General features: G+C 57.9%; 12 protein-coding genes. 5 read left to right on the top strand and 7 right to left on the bottom strand.

All coding sequences use genetic code 11. From position 1 onward, the window contains the following. The first annotated feature begins 7 nt into the window (after nt 1-7). Nucleotides 8-736, top strand: a complete 729-nt coding sequence (locus AC3DKS_RS13365) for an MIP/aquaporin family protein (RefSeq protein ID WP_015753710.1) — start codon at nt 8-10, stop codon at nt 734-736. On the opposite strand, the gene AC3DKS_RS13360 is transcribed toward AC3DKS_RS13365, so the two are convergent. After that, nucleotides 718-2,013, bottom strand: coding sequence for a BaiN/RdsA family NAD(P)/FAD-dependent oxidoreductase (locus tag AC3DKS_RS13360; protein ID WP_015753709.1), 1,296 nt, complete (start codon nt 2,011-2,013; stop codon nt 718-720). The genes AC3DKS_RS13365 and AC3DKS_RS13360 overlap by 19 nt on opposite strands. Continuing rightward, entirely contained in the window at nt 2,013-2,759 is a 747-nt protein-coding gene (locus tag AC3DKS_RS13355; protein ID WP_272607111.1) for a glycerophosphodiester phosphodiesterase, read from the bottom strand. Before AC3DKS_RS13355 ends, AC3DKS_RS13360 begins: the two co-directional genes overlap by 1 nt. Nucleotides 2,760-2,902: 143 nt before the next feature. Between AC3DKS_RS13355 and AC3DKS_RS13350 the strand changes: the two genes are divergently transcribed. Continuing rightward, nucleotides 2,903-3,334 carry a hypothetical protein gene (locus AC3DKS_RS13350; protein ID WP_015753707.1) on the top strand — a complete coding sequence of 144 codons (432 nt, stop codon included), beginning with the start codon at nt 2,903-2,905 and terminating at the stop codon, nt 3,332-3,334. Nucleotides 3,335-3,392: 58 nt separating this feature from the next. Here the strand turns inward: AC3DKS_RS13350 and AC3DKS_RS13345 are convergent, their stop codons facing one another. The 5 genes from AC3DKS_RS13345 to AC3DKS_RS13325 form a co-directional block, all read right to left on the bottom strand. Then, the gene (locus tag AC3DKS_RS13345) at nt 3,393-5,273 is read right to left on the bottom strand and encodes an alpha-amylase family glycosyl hydrolase (RefSeq protein ID WP_015753706.1); all 1,881 of its coding nucleotides are present in this window, start codon (nt 5,271-5,273) and stop codon (nt 3,393-3,395) included. A 36-nt stretch (nt 5,274-5,309) separates the two neighbouring features. Beyond that, nucleotides 5,310-7,199 carry a glycoside hydrolase family 13 protein gene (locus AC3DKS_RS13340; protein WP_272607110.1) on the bottom strand — a complete coding sequence of 630 codons (1,890 nt, stop codon included), beginning with the start codon at nt 7,197-7,199 and terminating at the stop codon, nt 5,310-5,312. A 3-nt stretch (nt 7,200-7,202) separates the two neighbouring features. Next, on the bottom strand, nt 7,203-9,509 hold the full coding sequence (locus tag AC3DKS_RS13335; RefSeq protein WP_272607109.1) for a glycoside hydrolase family 65 protein: 2,307 nt from the start codon (nt 9,507-9,509) through the stop codon (nt 7,203-7,205). Nucleotides 9,510-9,526: 17 nt separating this feature from the next. Next, the gene (gene pgmB, locus AC3DKS_RS13330; protein ID WP_015753703.1) at nt 9,527-10,183 is read right to left on the bottom strand and encodes a beta-phosphoglucomutase; all 657 of its coding nucleotides are present in this window, start codon (nt 10,181-10,183) and stop codon (nt 9,527-9,529) included. A 111-nt stretch (nt 10,184-10,294) separates the two neighbouring features. Beyond that, a complete protein-coding gene (locus AC3DKS_RS13325; RefSeq protein WP_272607108.1) occupies nt 10,295-11,347 on the bottom strand; it encodes a LacI family DNA-binding transcriptional regulator in 1,053 nt (350 codons plus the stop codon). Nucleotides 11,348-11,690: 343 nt separating this feature from the next. Between AC3DKS_RS13325 and AC3DKS_RS13320 the strand changes: the two genes are divergently transcribed. The 3 genes from AC3DKS_RS13320 (at nt 11,691) to AC3DKS_RS13310 (ending at nt 19,945) form a co-directional block, all read left to right on the top strand. Continuing rightward, a complete protein-coding gene (locus AC3DKS_RS13320; protein WP_272607107.1) occupies nt 11,691-14,816 on the top strand; it encodes a SusC/RagA family TonB-linked outer membrane protein in 3,126 nt (1,041 codons plus the stop codon). A 19-nt stretch (nt 14,817-14,835) separates the two neighbouring features. After that, nucleotides 14,836-16,470: a RagB/SusD family nutrient uptake outer membrane protein gene (locus AC3DKS_RS13315; RefSeq protein ID WP_015753700.1), complete on the top strand. Its 1,635-nt coding sequence runs from the start codon at nt 14,836-14,838 to the stop codon at nt 16,468-16,470. Nucleotides 16,471-16,654: 184 nt separating this feature from the next. Further along, entirely contained in the window at nt 16,655-19,945 is a 3,291-nt protein-coding gene (locus AC3DKS_RS13310; protein WP_272607106.1) for a VCBS repeat-containing protein, read from the top strand. The last annotated feature ends 5 nt before the right edge of the window (nt 19,946-19,950 follow it).

The raw sequence follows: 19,950 nt of genomic DNA, 5'->3' as shown, positions 1-19,950 counted from the left end.
ACCTACTATGACACCGTTTACAGCAGAATTTATCGGCACATTCCTTTTGATCCTCCTCGGGTGCGGGGTAGTTGCCAATGTGGTCCTCGAAGGCACGAAGGGGAATGGAGGCGGCTGGATGGTGATTACCACGGGATGGGCTTTTGCCGTTTTTGTAGGGGTGGTCGTGGCCAGCCCGTACAGCGGGGCGCATATCAACCCGGCCGTAACGGTAGGGTTGGCTGCCGCCGGGGAATTCCCCTGGGAAGATGTCCCCCCCTACCTGCTGGCCCAGCTGCTCGGGGCCATGCTGGGAGCCTTCCTGGTCTGGGTAATGCACAAGGACCACTTCGCCCAAACGGCGGACAGCAGCCTGAAACTCGCGGTATTCAGCACGGAACCTGCCATCATGAACAAACCCATCAACCTGCTCTGCGAAGCTGTGGGGACCTTTGTCCTGGTTTTTACCGTCCTCTACTTTACGGATGCCTCCTTAAGCGAGCCGGAAACGGTGATCGGGCTGGGTTCCCTGGGGGCCCTTCCCGTGGCCCTGCTGGTTTGGGGTATCGGCCTGAGCCTGGGCGGGACCACCGGATATGCCATCAACCCGGCCCGCGACCTGGGCCCGCGCATCATCCACAGCCTGGTGCCCATCCGCAACCGAAGGACGGACCACTGGGGGTATAGCTGGGTACCCATCCTCGGACCCTTGCTCGGCGGGCTGCTCGCGGCTGCAGCCTATTTGGTCCTCGCCTGAGATGCTGTTGCCCCGGCAATGGCCGATGCCGCGAGAAAGGCACCGGTCCACGCATTCTGGAAATTAAACCCCCCGGTGACCGCATCCACGTCCAGGACCTCGCCAGCCAGGTACATGCCGGGTAGTTTGCGGCATTCAAAAGTCCTGAAATCGATCTCCTTCCGGGAAACGCCCCCTGCGGTTACAAATTCTTCCTTGAAGGTGCTTTTTCCATCCACGGCAAATTCAGAATCCGTCAACTGGGCAGCCAACCGGTGAAGCCCGGGTCGGGACAGCTCTGCCCATCGGCGGTCTGCCGGGATGCCCGCCGCTTCCACCAGCCGCGCCCAAAGCCGGGATGGAAGTCCCGAAGCGCGGCTACGGGATACCAGTCGGGGTCCGTCTGCCTGCCGCACCTGTTCCAGGAAATCCGGCAGGGAACCCTTGTGGTATTCCGGCATCCAGTTCACCCGAATCCGGAACCGATAGCCGGTAGCGGCAAACAACCGGGCACCCCAGGCCGAAAGCTTCAGGACAGCCGGACCGCTCAGCCCCCAGTGGGTTATCAAAATCGGGCCTTCGGCTTGTAACTCGCCCTTCCGCGCCGCTTTTCTGTAATTAGTCTGTGCAACCGGCGCCTCGTCTCCGCCGGGCGGGAGGACTGCCACTTGACCGGGGGCAGAAATTCCCTGTAGCCCGTTGAGCCTTGTATCGTCGATACGGAACGTAAACAGGGAAGGTACGGGCGGGATGATTCGCAGGCCCAGGCCTGCCAGCAGGGCCCATACCGGCCGGCTGCCCCCAGGCGCCACCAACAGGTAACGACTTTGGAAATCCCCGCTCCCGGTGGCCACCGACCATCCGGAGCCTTCGGGCGCTTCCGCTATCCCCGTGACCCGGCAACGCGTCTCCATCCGGATTCCCAGTTTCCGCGCCTCTTCCAGCAGGGCCGAAATTACACTTTCCGATTGATCGCTTTGCGGAAAAACCCGGCCGTCCCCTTCCGTCTTGAGCGGGATTCCCAGGGATTCAAAAAAGGCCATTACCTCCCGGCTGGCATGGGTGTGGAAAGGTCCGATCAATTCCTTGTTCCCACGGGGGTAATTGCCGGCGAGGACAGCCGGTTCCAGAGGCCGGTGCGTCACATTGCACCGCCCCCCTCCGGAGATTCGTACCTTGGAAAGGAATTCCTTGTTTTGTTCCAGGATGGCAATGCGCATCCCGGGCTCCCGCCGCGCTGCATGGATGGCCCCGTAAAACCCGGCGGCACCGCCCCCTATAACCAGCAGGTCGTACATTATTGCATCCGGTCCGGATAGTCGGTAAATACCCCGTCCACGCCCATTTCTGCCAGGGCATCAAAACGGGCCCGGTCATTGACCGTCCAGGCGTACACCCTGAACCCTGTCTCCTTGATGGCTGCAGTATTCTCCGGGGTCAGCGACCCGGCATGCGGGTTGATCGCCTCGGCCCCGAGCTCCCGGGCTACCTCCAGCGCCTCCAGGGGGTCCCCGTCGGTGAGTACGGCTATGCGCGCCTCCGGGTCGATCCGCCGGAATTCGCGCAGTTCGTCCCAGTTAAAACTGGAAATCAGGAACTGGTCGGCCGTCCAACCCATTTCCCGGATGTAGTAGTCCGTAATAAAGTTGACCCGGTCGGAAGTGCCGGCACCCTTGAGTTCGATATTGAGGGGAACCTGTGCCTTGATCGTTTTCAGGACGTCCTGCAGCAACGGTATCCGGTGGCGGCCCTCGAGGATCAGCTGGCGCAGGTCGAATGCATTGTATTCTTCAATACGGCCTCCGCCGTTGGTCAGCTCGTCCACGGTTTCGTCGTGGAAAACGGCAATCTCCCCGCTTTTGATCCGGAAGACGTCAATTTCGATCATGTCGACCCCCAGGTCGAGCGCTTTCTGGACGGACGCGATGGAGTTTTCCGTCTCATATCCCATGGCGCCCCGGTGGCCGATGACCAGGGGCTTGTTTCCGGTAGATATACATGCATTCATCATCAGGGTCAGGATCAGGGCCCAAAAATATCGCATAGCTCAAATTTTTTAACCCGATAAAAATACGAACTCCTGCCGACCCGCCCTATGTGCCGGCAACCAAAATCATCACCCCCTGGCTGTGCCAATCGAAAGAATACCTATATTGTACTCACTATTAACCAATTAACCTTACAAACATGTTTTCAAAACAAAATCTGCTGGCAACGCTTGCCGCAACGGTGGCCATGTTTATTCTCGGATACCTGATCTGGGGAATCGCCACAATGAGTTTTTTTGAGGAGCACGCCCTTACGGATGCGATGAAAAGTGAAGAGGAGATGAGCATGCTGATGATCCTTCTGGGGAACCTGGCCGGGGCGCTGGCCATGAGTACGCTCTATGGGAAGTGGGCCCGGGGACACCACAGCGCGGGAGGCGGGTTCCAGTTCGGGGCCTGGATCGGCTTTTTTGTCGGTGTCGGAATGGGCCTGGTGATGTACGGCACGTCCAAAATAATGGACGGCACCGGCCACGCGGTAGAAGCCGTCCTGGACATCGTCTATTACGCGATTATCGGGGTCATTATCGCCCTGGTTTACAAGGCAACTGCCGGAAAAGAAGCCGCCTGAGGCCCGGGCTTGCACTCCCGGAAAATGCAGACCGGCCGGGGATCCCCGGCCGGTTTTTTTATTCCGGCAACCGGAGGATCAGCGATTCCAGCGGGTCGAGTTCCAGGGCTACCGTCCCTGCCGCACCTGCCACTTTTAACTGCGAACTCTTGTTCCCGTACAACATTTCCTGCAGCGGATAGGTCCCGTCGGATAACCCCCACTCCCGGATCAGCTCCCCGGGGAGCCGCAGATCGAATGCGTAGGAACGGTCCTTCTCAAAATTGCTGACGATTACCAGCCGGTCGGACCCTTCCCAGCGAACGAAGGAATACACCCGGTGGTCGTAGCCCGGGGTGTGTTCTTTGTTGTAGTAATGGATGTCGGCATATGCCCCCATGAGGGCACGGCTGCCGACCGTGAAATTGAGCAGGCGGCTGTAGAAGTCGCGGAGCGCTTTTTCCGAATCGGTGGATGCGCCCCCGTCAAAGGCCCCGCCATTCATCCAGCGCTGGTGGTGGGGCACCCCGATATAATCAAAGATGGAAGTGCGGGAGGGTTTGCCAAACCCGGCATCCTCAGCCCCCGGCTCCCCGACCTCCTGGCCAAAATACACCATGGTCGGCGAAGTGGTCAGGGTGGCCGAGACCACCATGGCCGGCATGCCGAGCCTGGCGTCCCCGGCAAATTCCGGGGAGGCGATTCGCTGCTCATCGTGGTTTTCCAGGAAGTGCAGCAGGTGGTGTTCAATGTCCGTTTGTCCGCGAAGGACCACCGGGATGTGGTCCGTCCAGCCGTATCCCTTCATTATGTGCTTCAGGCTGTCGTAGAGCTCCACCTTGTCGTAGAGGTAGTCCATCTTCCCCTTATGGATGTATTCGCGGTAAAGCCCCGGGTTGTAAACCTCTGCCATGAGAAAAGCCTCCGGGTTGGCCGCCTTGATGCCGGAATTCAGATAGCTCCAGAATTCAACCGGGACCATCTCGGCCATGTCGTAGCGGAAGCCGTCCACGCCCAGCCCGATCCAGAACAGGGCGATGTCCCGGAACTTCTGCCAGCTCGGGGGTACTTCCCGCCCTTCCCAAAAGGCCTGGTGGGCGGCGACATCCCTTTCCGCATACTCCCCCGGCAGCGTGTCGAAGGCATAGGCCCCATCCGGGGATACCCCGTAATTTACCTTGATCGTTTCATACCAGTCGTTCATATCGGGCTGGGCCAGGCGGGAGCCGTTGCCGGTCCACCGTGCCGGGTCTTCCTCATAGCGGCCGTCTGCCAATGGGTGCGGTTGCCCCCCGAGCGGCTGGTAACCATCCCGCCATTCGGGTACCCGGAAGGCTTCCCCGGGGATGTAGTAGAAATCGTTGTCCGGGCGGTAGGCTACAGAGGTGTCGTCATCCGCCCCAAACGGCTGCGAACCCTCGGGCGTGGTGGCCCCTTCGTAATTCCGGGCCACGTGGTTTGGCACGATGTCGATAATGACCTGCATGCCCGCCTTATGGGTCCGGCGGACCAGGGCACGAAACTCCTCCAGGCGGTTGGCCGGGTCGGTGGCCAGGTCCGGGTTCACGTTGTAATAATCCTTTACTGCGTACGGGGACCCCGCCCGTCCTTTGATTACATCCGGGTCGTCCGGGGAGATGCCGTAGTCCGAGTAATCCGTGACCAGGGCGTGGTGGGGCACGCCCGTGTACCAGATATGGGTCACCCCCAAGTCCCGGATGGCCCTGAGGGCTTCCGGGGTAAAGTCCGCAAACTTGCCCACCCCATTCTCTTCCAGCGTCCCCCAGGGTTTGTTGGTGGTTTGGGTATTCCCGAACAAACGGGTGAAAACCTGGTAGACAACCGCTTTGTGTGGTTTCTTCATGGCAGTGATATCTTTTGGCCCGCCATCGGCGTGCCGCTCCTGACCGCAGGAGGCCAGAAGAAGCGAAGACAGGATGACGGAAAGGATCGATTTCATGGCAGTGTGTTGGCGGCACCCGAGGCCCCGCGCTTGTTATTGGCGGGTGGTAAACACGTAGGCGCCCCTACGCGGTAAAGATACGGAATCGGCCCAGAGTATACCGGCCCCGGTAAGGACGTTCCGCAGTTGTTCGCCCCCAAGGCCGAGTTCGCCAAAACGCCCGGTATCCAGCAGCACGGGGCCCTCGTTTTTGTTTATCACGAGTACCACCGTTTCATCCCCCAGGACACGGGCCATCAGGTACACCCCGTCCTCCGGGGCAAAATGGGTGGTTTCTCCGGCCTGAATGGCCCGGCTGCCTTTCCGGTATTTCAGCAGTTTGCGCAGGCTTTCCTGCATCCCAAGCTGGGCCGGCGAAAGCCCCTCGCCCGTAAATGCATTCACCGCATCCCCCTGCCATCCCCCGGGAAAATCCGAACGAATCCTCCCGTGGTCGCCGGGCTTCTCCGAATTGTCCATCAGGATTTCCGTCCCGTAGTAAACCTGGGGGGTTCGGGGCGCTGTCAGGATAAAGGCCAGGGCCATTTCCGTCAACCGGATATCCCGCCCCAGCTGCGTAAAGAGCCGGTCCATGTCGTGGTTGTCGCCAAAGAAAAGCAGGTCGGCCGGCCGGGCGTAGTGAAAATCGTTTGCCAGGGCTTCGTAGAGTTGGTTCAGCCCGGTATCCCATCCTTCCTCCGCGCGCAGGGCTTCCACCAGGGCGCGCTGTAGCGGGAAATCCATGGTGCTCCTCAGGTGCGAGCGATACCCGTCCCGGTTGTTGGCGCCGTCCTGCCAGTAGCCCACCAGCAGCGGGTTGTAGCTCCATTCCTCCCCAACGATATTGAAGTTCGGGTACTCCGCCATGATGGCTCCTGCCCAGCGGGCCATAAAGTGCTTTTCCGGGTACGGGTAGGTGTCCTGACGGATGCCCCCGAGCCCCAGGGTCTCGATCCACCAGATACTATTCTGGATCAGGTACCTGGCGAGCATCGGGTTGTCCTGGTTCAGGTCGGGCATGGAAGGCACAAACCAGCCGCGGTCCATAAGCTGGCGGTCGGCGGCTGCGGCATAGGGGTCCTGGTTGACGGTCCGCCGGTGGTTCGTCACCCGGGGCGGTTCGCCCTTCTCCCAGGCCGCCTGGCCGTGGATCCAGTTCCCGAAGGGCAGGTCATCCATCCACCAGTGGGATACCCCGATATGGTTCACCACCTGGTCCATGATGAGTTTCATGCCGCGCTGTCGCGCCGCGTCGGCCAGTTCCCGGTAGTCTTCCAGGGTCCCGAATCGCGGGTCTACCTCGTACAGGTCCGTAATCGCATACCCGTGATAGGAAGTCCGCTCCATATCGTTGGTCAGGAGCGGGCTGGGCCAGATAGCCGTAAAGCCCATCTCCGAAAGATAGTCCAGGTGCCCGATAATCCCCCGGATATCCCCTCCGTGGCGGGCGTAATCATCCGCGCGATCCACACGGGTTTCGCGCATCCCGGCCACCGAGTCGTTCAGCGGGTCGCCGTTGGCGAAACGGTCCGGGGTGATCAGGTAGACGACGTCCTCAGGGCCAAACCCCTTGTAGGTACCGGCAGGGCGCTCCCGGGCCAGGAAGGGGTATTCAAGATCCAAAGGCGAAGAGCCGGGGGCCTCCAGGCGGATGCGGGCCGGCCCCGACAGGAGGTCCGGCCCCAGGACCAGGTCCAGGAAAAGGTAGTTCGGACTATCCCCCGGATGCGTGCCGGCAAGTTGCAGCCCCGGGTAATCCACCCGGGCGGTTGCGGCGGCCAGCCCGGGGCCGTGGATCAGGAGTTGCAGGGTATCGGACTGCATTCCTGCCCACCAGTTGGGAGGCTCAACGCGGATCTGGGCGGCGGCGTGCCGGGGACTGCTCATCAGCATCAGCATTAGTAAGGCCAGCGTAAGGCGGCCGGCCGTTCCGAATCGCTTCACGGCTCAGACGGTTGTGGTCTGCCCGGGGGTCAGCACCACCCGCTTGCCGTTCACGCGAATCGACATTTCTTCCTTGCCGTCGAGTTCAAACCGGGTTTGCCCGGGAGCCACGGTGACGTGGATGATCCGGTGCCGGAAATTGATCTTGAAGGAGTAGGATTTCCACTCCTTGGGGATCCTCGGGGAAAAAGACAATTTATCATCCACAATCCGCATCCCGCCAAAGCCTTCCACAATACTCATCCAGGTACCCGCCATGGAAGTGATGTGCAACCCTTCGTGGACTTCCTTGTTGTAATCGTCCAGATCCAGGCGGGAAGTCCTCAGGTAAAATGTATACGCCTGTTCCATCCGCCCGAGCCGGGCTGCCTGTATGGAGTGCACGCAGGGCGAAAGGGAAGACTCGTGGACCGTGAAGGGCTCGTAGAAGTCAAAGTGCCGCTCGAGCTGGTCCAGGCTGAAATCCGATTCGAAAAAATAAAAGCCCTGGAGCGTATCGGCCTGCTTGATGTAGGGCGACCTCAGGATCCGGTCCCAACTCCATTTCTGGTTGATGGGACGTTCTTTCCGGTCCAGGTTCTCCACCGTGATCAGCTCCTTGTCCAGGAATCCGTCCTGCTGCAGGTACACCCGGTGCTCCTCGCTGTATGGAAAATAGAGGTTGTCGGCTACTTTCTTCCAGGCGGAGACTTCCTGGGGGTTCAGCTTCGTCAGACCCACCACCCGGTCATAGTCCTCCGGATAGCCGTCTTTTACCTTCCCGAGTTGTTCGATGGCATAGCGGATGCACCACCGGGCCGAGTAATTCGTGTACCAGTTGTTGTTGACGTTGTTCTCGTATTCGTTCGGGCCGGTGACGCCGAGGATCACATATTTGTTCTTCGCTTTTGAGAACGTGGCTCGCTGGTGCCAGAACCGGGCAATCCCGATCAGGACTTCCAGGCCCATTTCCGGGATGTAGCTGTAATCTCCCGTGTACCGGAAATAATTAAAGATGGCAAAGGCAATGGCGCTGTTCCGGTGGATCTCCTCAAAGGTGATCTCCCATTCGTTGTGGCACTCTTCCCCGTTCATGGTCACCATGGGGTACAGGGCCGCCCCGTTTGAGAAGCCCAGTTTTTCCGCATTCTCGATGGCCTTTTCCAGGTGGTTGTACCGGTACTTGAGGAGTTGACGGGCCACCTGCTGGTCCTTGGTGGCCATGTAAAACGGGATACAGTACGCCTCGGTATCCCAATAGGTACTGCCGCCGTACTTCTCCCCCGTAAATCCTTTCGGGCCGATATTCAGTCGCGAATTGCGCCCCGTGTAGGTCTGGTTCAGGTGCAGGATATTGAACCGGATTCCCTGCTGGGCCCGGACGTCCCCCTCGATGGTGATATCGCTCATTTCCCAGATGCGCGCCCAGGCATCCTGCTGGGCTTTTTTCAGGCCGTCGAAACCGAGGGACAGGGCCTGGTCCAGGGCTTTGTCTGCGGCTTTGCGCAGCGAACCTTTAGGGTGATTCAGGTCGGCGGCATACCCGCCGAATTTGTAGAGTACCAGTTCCTGGCCTTTTTCAGCATCGGCCGTATAGCGGTGGCCAATCCGTTTTTCCCCCCGGACTTCCTGCCGGTCGCCGTCCACGGCTTTCCCGTCCCGTTCCAATACGGCGTGCATAAAGGTGCAGGTATCGAAATGGGTCTTCAGCGTATGGGCGCCGATGTAGGCGCGCGCACCTTCGGATTCCACCGAGGTGACCTCCCAGAAGGGGTCGTCCCAGTTGGTATCCTCGTTGGTGATGCCCCCGTCCAGGTAGGGCTCAAAGCTAATAGCCGCATTCCGGTTGAGCGGTTGGATGGCATAGCGGATCGCCCCGACCTCGTCGATTTCCATTGAAAGGAACCGGGTGACTTTTACCGCAATCCGGGTCCCGCCGGGGAGTTCCGCCTCAAAGCTCCGGTAGTAGACGCCTTCCTGCATGTTGAGTTCCCTCCGGAAATTTTCCACTTTGCTGCAGGTCGCCAGGTCCAGTGGCTCCCCGTCAATGTGGATATCGATCCCGATCCAATTCGGGGCATTCAGCACCTTGGCAAAATATTCGGGATACCCGTTTTTCCACCAGCCGACACGGGTTTTATCGGGGTAGTAGACCCCGCCGATGTAACTGCCCTGGAAGGTGGGGCCGCTGTAGGTTTCTTCAAAATTCGCCCTTTGGCCCATGGCGCCATTGCCAAGGCTGAAAAGGCTCTCAGACGATTTTACCCGATCCGGCTCATAGCCGTCTTCGATGATGGACCACGGGTCGGGTACGATATAATCCTGATTCATGTGTTTCCTTTGTTTGGTTATTGGCTCCCGGCCAACAGGCCGCGTAAATAGTCGACGTCGATCTCGGTAAAATCCCTGAAAACTGCGTCCGCCTCCGTAAGGATGTCCGGATCCCCGATCCCGATGCTTTGCATCCCGGCTTTATTTGCAGCTTCGATTCCCGCCAGTGCATCCTCAAAAACGACGCACTGATTCGGGGAGACGCCGAGGCGTTCCGCCGCGAGCAGGAAAACCTGGGGGTCCGGCTTTGCCTTCACCACCTCATTCCCGTCGACAATGGTATTAAAATACGATAACAAACCGACTTTTTCCAGTATGGGACGCGCATTCTTGCTGGCAGACCCCAGGGCCATCGGAATGTTGCGATCGCGCAGATAATCGAGCACCCTGGGAACATCCGGCAGAATCTCCGAGGCGTCCATTTTGCTGATATGGGAAAGGTAGTCTTCGTTTTTCTCGTGCAGCCAGCGGTTGAACTGTTCCCCGGAAACCTCCATGCCGCCCATTTCGAGCAGGATCTCCAGGCAGCGCTTGCGGCTCACCCCTTTGAACCGTTCGTTGTCTTCCTCTGTAAAAGTTATTCCGAGCTCGTCGGCCAGGTGCTTCCAGGCCAGGTAATGGTATTTTGCGGTGTCTACAATAACGCCGTCCAGGTCAAATATAAATCCTCTCATGGAAGCTTCCGGTATTTAAAGGTTTGGCGACGAATCCCGGGGTCGCGTGCCAAATATAGAAAAGGAATTCCGTTCTCCCGCAGTACGAATACGGAATCGGAAACCGGGTGGCTATCCGTCGGCTTTTGTCGGCTTTCCCAAAACTGCCGATTCCCGTTCGATGAGTTGGACGGGGATCACCTCCGTCCGGAACTGGGTCGGGTCCACCTCGTCAAAACGGTCCTCCACCTTTTGTATCAGCATTTCCGCTGCCCGCTCGCCCATGGCTTCGCCTCGCTGATCCACAGTGGTCAGGCTCGGGGTGGAATAGCGGGAGAGGATGCCGTCCGTAAAACCGATAAACGCCACGTCCTCCGGAACCCGCAACCCGAGCTTGATGGCCAGGCGCATCCCGCGGATGGCGAAAATCTCATTCACGCAAAGTACAGCGTCGAATTTCCGGCTTTTGAAAAATGCTTCGCTTGCCTGTTCCTCTTCATACTGGTACGGGAGGCGCAGGATGAGTTCAGGGTCTACCTGAAGCCCGGCAGCCTCCAGGGCTTTCCTGTAACCCACTTCCCGTTTGGCGCTTACGTTCAGATAACTTTGGGTGGTGAACAGGGCAACCCGCCTGCGGCCGCTTTCCAGGAGTCTCCGGGTGGCATCCCTGCCGGCCGCCTCATCGTCGATAATTACCTTATCGCAGGCAATCTGATCGGTAACCCGGTCAAAGAGCACCAGGGGGATGCCCTGTTCGGTGACCTCCCGCAGGTGGTTGAAGTCCTGCCGCTTCTGGGTTTCCGCTGAAAGCGCCATGATAAAGCCGTCGATGCTGCCATTGGCCAGCAATTCCATATTGATGACCTCCCGGTCAAAGGATTCGTCCGAGATGCAGACGATTACGTTGTACCCCCGCTGGTTCGCGTATTTTTCAATCCCCCGGAAAACGGTCGTAAAGAAATGGTGGACGATGTCCGGGATGATCACCCCGATATTTTTGGTACGCTTGTTTTTGAGGCTGATAGCGATATTGTTCGGCTTGTAATTGTACAGCCTGGCAAAAGCCTGGATTTTCTCCTTGGTATCCGTACTGATTTCCTCGCTGTTCTTCAGCGCTTTGGAAACTGTGGAAATGGATACATCCAGTTCCCGGGCAATATCTTTTAAGGTGAGTTTTGGTTTCACTGGAATCGATGACTGCGGACAACAGGTCAAGGTAAGGAAATATTTGCCTGCAGCAAACTACCGCCCCCCACCCCAAAAACCATAAATCCTTAAGGTTTATTAATGAATTGTAAACGGAATCAAAAAATTGTATATTTGATTGCGCATTCCCAAAACATACAGCCTCACAATGCGGGATGTGGAATTAGACCAACCGATTTTTATTGCATTCGCATTTTGTTAAAGTTATTAACACGAAACCGTTTTCGGAGATGTCGCACCTAGTGTTTTAGGGCTATTAACGATTTTTTTACATATTTTAACCCTCTGAATTGAATTAACTAAACTTAAAAATCCACTATCTATGAAGATTACGTTACTGAAGAGCTTGATGCTCGTAGGGGCATTCCTATGCTTCGGCGCGGCTCAGGCCCAAGAAGTATCAGGTACCGTTTCCGACGCCGCCGGACCCCTGCCCGGGGCCAGTGTTGTGGTTCAGGGAACGACCACTGGTACGCAAACGGATTTTGACGGGAATTATACCCTGGACGGCGTCCCCGGCGATGCCGTTCTCGTGTTTAGCTACATTGGCTATGCCACGCAGGAAGTCCCGGTCAATGGCCGGTCTACCATCAATGTTACGATGGAGGAAGACGCGCAGGCGCTGGACGAAGTTGTCATTATCGGATACGGTCAGACCACCGTTAAGGATGCGACCGGTTCGGTAACTGCAGTGTCCTCGGAAGATTTTAACAGCGGGGTCATCGCCTCGCCGGAGCAATTGATCCAGGGAAAGACCGCAGGGGTGAACATCTCCCAGACCAGCGGGGAACCGGGAGCCGGCATTCAGGTGAATATCCGGGGTGCGAATTCCGTACGCGCCAACAACAATCCGCTCTTCGTGGTGGATGGCGTACCGCTTTTCGGACAGAATACGGATGCCTCGGGTGACACCGGTAATGGTGGCAGCGACGTGGGGAACCCACTCAACTTCCTCAACCCGAACGACATCGAAAGCATCAGCATCCTCAAAGATGCCTCGGCAACTGCCATCTACGGATCGCGGGGAGCAAACGGGGTGGTTATCATCACCACCAAAAGCGGCCGGGCAGCGGCAGGCGGGAAATTCGAATGGAGCTCCAACCTGAGCGTTTCCACTCCCGTTCGCCAATTTGACCTGCTGAACCGGGAAGAATTCCTGGACGCGGTTGAGCTTTACGGCGGTAACCGGAACCTGGTGGATTTTGGCAACGATACGAACTGGCAGGACGTAGTGATGCGGACGGCCGCTTCTTCCAACCACAACCTGGCCTACTCCCAGAACTACGGTTCGGGGAATGTCCGGGCCACGTTCGGCTACCAGAAGCAATTCGGGGTGGTCGAAAAATCCGAATTTGAACGGATTACCGGGAGGCTCAACCTGAACCACCGGTTTTTGGACGACAAACTGATCCTGGGGCTACAGGCCTCGATTTCCCGCGTCAACCGCGAGCAGCCGCCCCTGGCTGCCGGCGCCGGTTTCCGGGGAGATATCCTGGGCTCGGCCTATTCGGCCAACCCAACCTGGGGGTCCAGCCCGACGTTTGACGACGGCGGCGGACAGACCCAGCCGGCCAACTACCTGGCCTCTACCCAGAACATCACGAATACCAACCGGCTCCTGGTGAACGGGTCGCTGGAATACAAGTTTACCCCGGAATTCTCTGGTAAGGTAAACCTGGGTTACGATACGTCGGACAGTGAGAACACCTCTACGCTGAACGCGAATTTGCAGAACTTTACCGGGATTGAAGGTATCGGATTCGGCACCTATAATACGCTGGACCGGGACAACAAAACCCTGGAAGCGACGCTGAACTATACAAAGCAATTCGACAATTCCAACCTGGATGCGCTGGTGGGTTATGCCTACCAGGATTTCCGCACCCAGGGCCGGAACTCGGCAGGTAGGGGCTTTGGCACCACAGACCTGAATGGGATGGGAGAAGATCTGCGGGCAACCGTGAATGCCGCCCAGTCGGTGATTTCCGGTTCCTTCCAGCAGTTCTACTACGGCACCAATACGGGGAACCTGGTGGTCAACCGCCTGTTCCCGACGGTTGTGGCCGGAGAGGTAGTGGACGGCGGCTTTAGCAAGCGCGTCCAGGCTATCACCGCGGATATTTTCGACAACACGGACGAGCTGCAATCCTTCTTCGGACGGGTTAACTACAGCATTGCCGGCAAGTACCTGTTTACAGGGACCATGCGGGCAGACGGTTCTTCCCGTTTCGGACCGGAAAACCAGTACGGGTATTTCCCTTCCGGGGCCTTTGCCTGGCAAATGGGCGAAGAGGACTTCATCGGGGAGAGCATCTCTACCCTGAAGCTCCGCCTCAGCGCCGGTATCACGGGTAACCAGGACGGCCTGGGCTACGGTAACTTCGTGGCGCGCCAGCGGTTCGCCGGCCTGGGCATCAACAACGACGCCTCGGTTAACCAGAACGGTCTATCCATCGTCGCCACGGATGTGCCCGACCTGAAATGGGAATCCACTGTTAACTACAACATCGGGCTCGACTTCGGCTTCAACAACGATCGCCTGAATGGTAGTATCGACGTGTACCAGAGCACCACGCGGGACCTGCTGCTGCAGACACCGCCGGCTGCTCCTTCCACGCAGCCCTTCCAATTTGGTAACGTGGATGCGGAAATCGTCAACCAGGGTATTGAATTTGCCATCTCCTACGACTTTGCTCAGTCCGAGGATTTCAATTTCAGCAGCTCGTTCAACATTGCGTACAACGAGAATGAAATCCAGAACTTCGCCGGGGCGATCAATACGGGAGAAATCAACGGTCCGGGCTTGTCCGGGGCCTTTGCCCAGCGCTTTGAGTCCGGAGTTTCCCTCTTTTCCTTCTACATGGCGGAATTCACAGGGTTTGATTCCGATGGCAACCCGCAATATGTGGACATCGACGGCAACGGCATCGGCGATCCGGATGCCGACAAGTCATTTGTCGGGGAGGACGGCCTGCCGGATATCACTACAGGTCTGAGCCTGAATGCGAATTACCGCAACTGGGACTTCAGCGCCTTCTTTGCCGGACAATTCGGATTCTCCGTCTACAACAACACGGCCAACTCGTTCTTTAACGCCGGCCAGTTGGTAACTGCCCGGAACGTGACCCAGAATGTAGTTGCAAGCGGTGAAAATGGTGGGGCTTCAACAGCCGTATCCACCCGTTTCCTGGAAAAAGGAGATTTTGTCCGCTTCCAAAACGCAACCATTGGGTACAATGTGCCTCTGAGTGGTGAAGGGTTCTTTGATACGATGCGCTTCTCGCTCACAGGCCAGAACCTGGCTCTTTGGACGGATTACAGCGGAATCGACCCGGAGGTCACCGTTGGTACAGGTACGCTCGGTTCCGGAATCCCCGTACGGGGTATAGACTGGGCTGCGTTCCCGAACCCGCTTACAGTAACCTTTGGCATCAACGCCTCGTTTTAAATAAAAAAAATTGTATATCATGAAAGGATATCATATTAAATATCTAACATTCACTCTTTTAGCTGTTATAGGGCTCAGTTCCTGTACGGATCTGGAGATTGAGGAAACGGACTCCTTCATCAGCGAGGGGTTCCAGGGGTTGGAAGATCCCTCCTCGGCCCTGGATCAGCTCTATAACCAGGTTGGCGGCCAACTCGGCGACCAGGCAAACACCTATGCCCTGAACGTGGTCACCACCGACGAACAACTCATCCCGACCCGGGGTGCCGACTGGGGGGACAACGGACGCTGGCGGAAACTCCACCAGCACGAATGGGGCCTCGAAGAAACCGACATCATTACCCCATTCGACCAGTGGAATGCCAACCAGCTGCTCGCTTCCCAGATCCTGGATGAGCGGACGGCCGCACCGGCAGATGTAGCCGCCCAGGCGCAATTCCTGAGGGCCTGGTCCATGTTCCTGATCCTGGACCTTTACGGCCAGGTACCTTTCCGGGATACACAGCTCCCTTCTTCGGAAGTGCCTACGGTGCTTACCGGGGCAGAGGCTGTTAACTTCATCCTCTCAGACCTGGATGCAGCCATTGCCGGCCTGCCGGCGACGCCTGCGCAGTCCGACGATCTGGACCGGGCTTCCAAGGCAGCTGCACGCCTCCTTAAGGCCAAGGTGCTCCTTAACCGGCACATCTACGAAAACCAGCTGACCGGCGGCGGCGGAACGCCTGCAGCCGCGGATATGCAGGAAGTAATCAACCTGGTGGACGCCATTGAAGCCGACGGCTTCGCACTCCAGGCGGGTTATTTTGAAATTTTTGAATCCTCAGCAGATACGGAAACTATCTGGTACGTAACATCCGGCAACACCGGTAACCGGATTTTTAACGGCCTGCACTACAACTCCACCGGCCTCGGGGGAGGCGGATGGAACGGGTTCAGCACACTGGCTGAGTTCTACGACCTCTTTGAGGGCGACCCGAACCAGAACCGCTACGAGTCTGACCTGGAGAGCGCCCAGATCGACGGACAGGAAGAGCGCCGCGGAGGAGTTCCCAATATCGGGGTTCCTTTTACGGGGGCTCCCGGAACTTCAGATAACAACGGTCGCGAAGACGGTTCCAATGTGGGTAACGGCTTCCTGATCGGTCAGCAATACGCCCTGAACGGGGACGCGCTGGAAGATCGCCAGGGTAGCCCGCTGGTATTTTCCCGTGAGTTTGTAGACGGCAACGGCTCTCCCAGCCTGATCAACAACGATGAGAAAACCGGTATCCGCGTGATGAAGTACAACCCGCGTTTCGGCGGTGGCTTTGAGCCGCACGTGCTGGTTATGCGGTTTGCTGATGCTTACCTGATGAAGGCTGAGGCCATGATGCGTTCAGGAGGCGACCCTACTGCCATGGTTAATGACTTGCGCGTCCTTCGCGGCGCTACCCCCCTGGGCAGCGTTACGGAAAGCGATCTGCTGGACGAAAGGGGACGCGAGCTCTACGTGGAAGGCTGGAGACGGAACGACATGATCCGCTTTGGCCAATACGGACGCCAGTGGGAATTCAAAAGCAGCGACGAGGCCAACAACCCCGCACGCCGTCTTTTCCCGATCCCACTGCCACAATTGCTGGCAAACCCGAACCTGCAACAGAATCCCGGATACTAAGGGAACTGATTTAATATCCAGGAAGGACCGCCCGAACAGGCGGTCCTTTTTTTATGCCCCCCATCCAAGTATTAACGATAGATTAATAGGACTAAAAGAAGGTTAATATCTGTGGGTAAACCCCTTTGTTTCTGGGCCTTTCGGGACGTAATCCGTAATTTAGCCAGCTGTTCCCCCGTAGGTTATGAAAAAGATTTGTGGCGTATTTTTTACACTTATTGCACTGGCCGGTTGCCAGGAGGCCCCTGCCTACCTGTTCCGGGAACTCCCGCCGTCGGAATCCGGTGTTTCCTTTTCCAACACGCTACAGGAATCCCCCGACCTGAACATCCTGAATTACCTGTACTATTACAATGGGGCGGGGCTAGCCGTTGCGGATTTTAACGGGGACGACCTCCCCGACCTGTATTTTACCGCAAACCAGGCGCCTGACGCCTTATACCTGAATATGGGGAATCTGAAATTCCGGGAGATAACCCGGGAAGCCGGGATCGAAAACGCAGATGGCTGGACAACGGGTGTTACCCATGTAGATATCAACGGGGACGGCCTGCTGGACATCTATGTCTGCCAGGCATCCGGATACCGGGCGCTCCGGGGGAGGAACCTCCTGTATGTGCACCAGGGCCTTACGGAGGAAGGCATACCGCAATTCGCAGAGCGCGCCGCCGAATACGGGTTGGATTTCTCCGGGCTGGCCACCCAGTCGGCATTTTTCGATTACGACCGGGACGGCGACCTGGACCTCTTCCTGATGAACCATTCCGTACACCCCAACCGGACGTACGGGAAGGGTTCCCAGCGCGAGGGATACGATGCCCTTGCCGGGGACCGCCTGCTGCGCAACGACGACGGGAACTTTGTGGACGTAAGCCGGGAGGCGGGCATTTTTCAGGGAAAAGCGGGTTACGGGCTGGGCCTGAGCGTCGGGGACCTGAACAACGACGGGTTCCCGGATATCTATGTGGGCAACGATTTCTTTGAAAACGACTACCTCTACATGAACCGCGGCGACGGCAGTTTCCAGGAGGTCATCTCGCAGGCCGCCTCGCCCATTGGACATACCACCCATTTCAGCATGGGGAATGACATCGGGGACATCAACAATGACGGGCATGTGGATATTGTATCCCTGGATATGCTGCCCGAAGACCTGGTCACCTACAAGACATCCGGCCTGGAATACGGGTACCCGATTTACCAGCAATACCTGAAAAATGGATTTGCCCCCCAGTACATGCAGAATACGCTCCAACTAAATACCGGGGATGGCCGGTTTTCCGAAATTGGGTTCCTGAGCGGGATGGCCAGCACGGAATGGTCCTGGGGGACCCTGCTGGCCGATTTCGACAACGACGGGCTCAAAGACCTGTTTATCAGCAACGGTATCCGGGGGGCGACCAACGACATGGACTACATGAACTTTATCGCCAACGAGGATATCCAGCGGCGTATCGACGCAGGGATGACGGATGCGGATATGCCCCTCACCCGGGAAATCCCCGCCAAAAAGGTGCCGAACTATATTTTCCGGAATACCGGGGAACTCGGCTTCGAGGATATGGGGGGGCAGTGGATGGCCTCGGAGCCCACTTACAGCCACGGTTCCGTTTACGCAGACCTGGACCGGGATGGCGACCTGGACCTGGTGGTAAACCACATGGACCGGCCTGCCGCAATCTATGAAAACACCGGGGAGGGCGGGGCTGCCCTCCGGGTCACCTTTATCGGCAGGGACCCCAACGCGCTGGGGATAGGCGCACGGGTAGCCGTTTATTCCGGGGGGCAGGTCCAGGTAGGGGAAAACTTCCCTACGCGGGGCTATCTTTCTACGGTTGCCCCGGAACTCCACTTTGGACTCGGGGTTGCAAGCAGGGCGGATTCCCTATTGGTTATCTGGCCGGACGGCGCATACCAGACCCTGCACGGGCTGCCGTCCGGGGAAACCATCCGCCTGGAACAAAAGGATGCCTCCGGGAATTATTACGGGTGGGCGGATCCTGCCAGCCACCCCGGCACCTGGCAACGGGCCGACAGCCTGATTCCTTTCGTACACAGAGAAAACCCCACCCTGGATTTTGACCGGGAACCGTTGATCCCGTTTGCCTATTCCAACCAGGGACCTTCCGTCTCCACCGTCGATTTTAACCGGGACGGACGGGACGATGTTTTTATCGGGGGGGCGAAACGACAGGCCTCGGTGTTATTCCTGCAAACGGAAAACGGGGAATTCCAGTCCGCGTTCGATCCGCTTTTCGGGGAAGATGCCCTGAACGAGGATACGGCCCACCTCTTTTTTGATGCCGATGGGGACACCTGGCCCGACCTGTTGGTAGCCAGCGGGGGGAATGAATTTACCGGCGGGGAGCCCCTGCAGCCCCGGCTGTACTTTAACCAAAAAGGGACGCCCGTTAAGGACCGGGGCGCATTTGCCGGAATTGCCCTGAATGCCTCGGATATGGCCGCCTTTGACCTGGAGGGGGACGGTGACCTGGACGTACTCATTGTGGCAGACGCCACCCCCGGCGCATATGGCGAGCCCCCCCGGCATTACCTCCTGGAAAATGACGGGACCGGACGGTTTACGGACGTGACCGTGGAGCGGATGCCTGAAATCCTGGAAGTCGGCTCGGTAAGCAGCATTGCAGTAGCCGACCTGGACGGGGACGGGCGGGAGGAACTCGCTTTGGCGGGGCACTGGGCCCCGGTAACCGTATTTACCCGCCGGGACGGCAACTGGGAACGCATGGAAGCAGGGGGACTGTCCCATTCGTCGGGTTGGTGGAACAGCCTCACGGCTGTGGATATCGATGGGGACGGAGACCGGGACCTGGTAGCAGGCAACTGGGGGCTGAACAGCAAATTCCGGGCATCCCCGGAGGAGCCCCTGCGCCTCTATCGCAACGATTTCGACGAAAACGGCTCGGTGGAGCCCCTGGTAACCTATTTCCACAACGGGGTGGAGACCCCCTTTGCCTCCCGGGACGAATTGGGGAAACAAATGCCCTTTTTAAACAAGAAATTCAGGACCTATAAAGGGTTTGCGCAGGCCAGCCTGGCAGACCTGTTCGGGGAGGAAGCCCTGGGGCAAGCCCGCATCCGGCAGGTAGAGGAATTGCGGAGTATGGTATTTATCAACGACGGGGAGGCGAATTTTACCCCCAGGGCGCTTCCGAAAATAGCCCAGGCCTCGGCGGTTTTTGATATTTTCGCGGACGATTTTGACGGCGACCTCCACCCCGACCTGCTCCTGGTGGGCAACTTTTTCGAGATCAGCACGCAACTGGGGCGCCTGGATGCACTCCCGGGGCTGGTGCTCAAAGGGGACGGGGCCGGTGGATTTAGCTGGTCCCGGGAGGGGTCCCTGCCGCTCCCCGGTGCCGCCCGCAAGGTGGATACCCTTCGGATAAACGGCGATAAAACCTATATCATTGGACGGAACAACACCTCCCCCGTCCTGATGCAAAAAAGATGAACGCT

This window comes from Robiginitalea sp. (genome assembly GCF_982776155.1).
Note: the sequence above shows the minus strand (reverse complement) of the source record. Positions and strands in the feature narration are given on the sequence as shown.

Excerpts from the sequence above, each read along its gene's own strand:
- AC3DKS_RS13335 (WP_272607109.1), bottom strand. The coding sequence starts at position 9,509 with ATGAATCAGGATTATATCGTACCCGACCCGTGGTCCATCATCGAAGAC.
- AC3DKS_RS13320 (WP_272607107.1), top strand. The coding sequence starts at position 11,691 with ATGAAGATTACGTTACTGAAGAGCTTGATGCTCGTAGGGGCATTCCTA.
- AC3DKS_RS13310 (WP_272607106.1), top strand. The coding sequence starts at position 16,655 with ATGAAAAAGATTTGTGGCGTATTTTTTACACTTATTGCACTGGCCGGT.
- AC3DKS_RS13345 (WP_015753706.1), bottom strand. The coding sequence starts at position 5,273 with ATGAAATCGATCCTTTCCGTCATCCTGTCTTCGCTTCTTCTGGCCTCC.
- AC3DKS_RS13355 (WP_272607111.1), bottom strand. The coding sequence starts at position 2,759 with ATGCGATATTTTTGGGCCCTGATCCTGACCCTGATGATGAATGCATGT.
- AC3DKS_RS13365 (WP_015753710.1), top strand. The coding sequence starts at position 8 with ATGACACCGTTTACAGCAGAATTTATCGGCACATTCCTTTTGATCCTC.
- AC3DKS_RS13315 (WP_015753700.1), top strand. The coding sequence starts at position 14,836 with ATGAAAGGATATCATATTAAATATCTAACATTCACTCTTTTAGCTGTT.
- AC3DKS_RS13350 (WP_015753707.1), top strand. The coding sequence starts at position 2,903 with ATGTTTTCAAAACAAAATCTGCTGGCAACGCTTGCCGCAACGGTGGCC.
- AC3DKS_RS13360 (WP_015753709.1), bottom strand. The coding sequence starts at position 2,013 with ATGTACGACCTGCTGGTTATAGGGGGCGGTGCCGCCGGGTTTTACGGG.
- pgmB (WP_015753703.1), bottom strand. The coding sequence starts at position 10,183 with ATGAGAGGATTTATATTTGACCTGGACGGCGTTATTGTAGACACCGCA.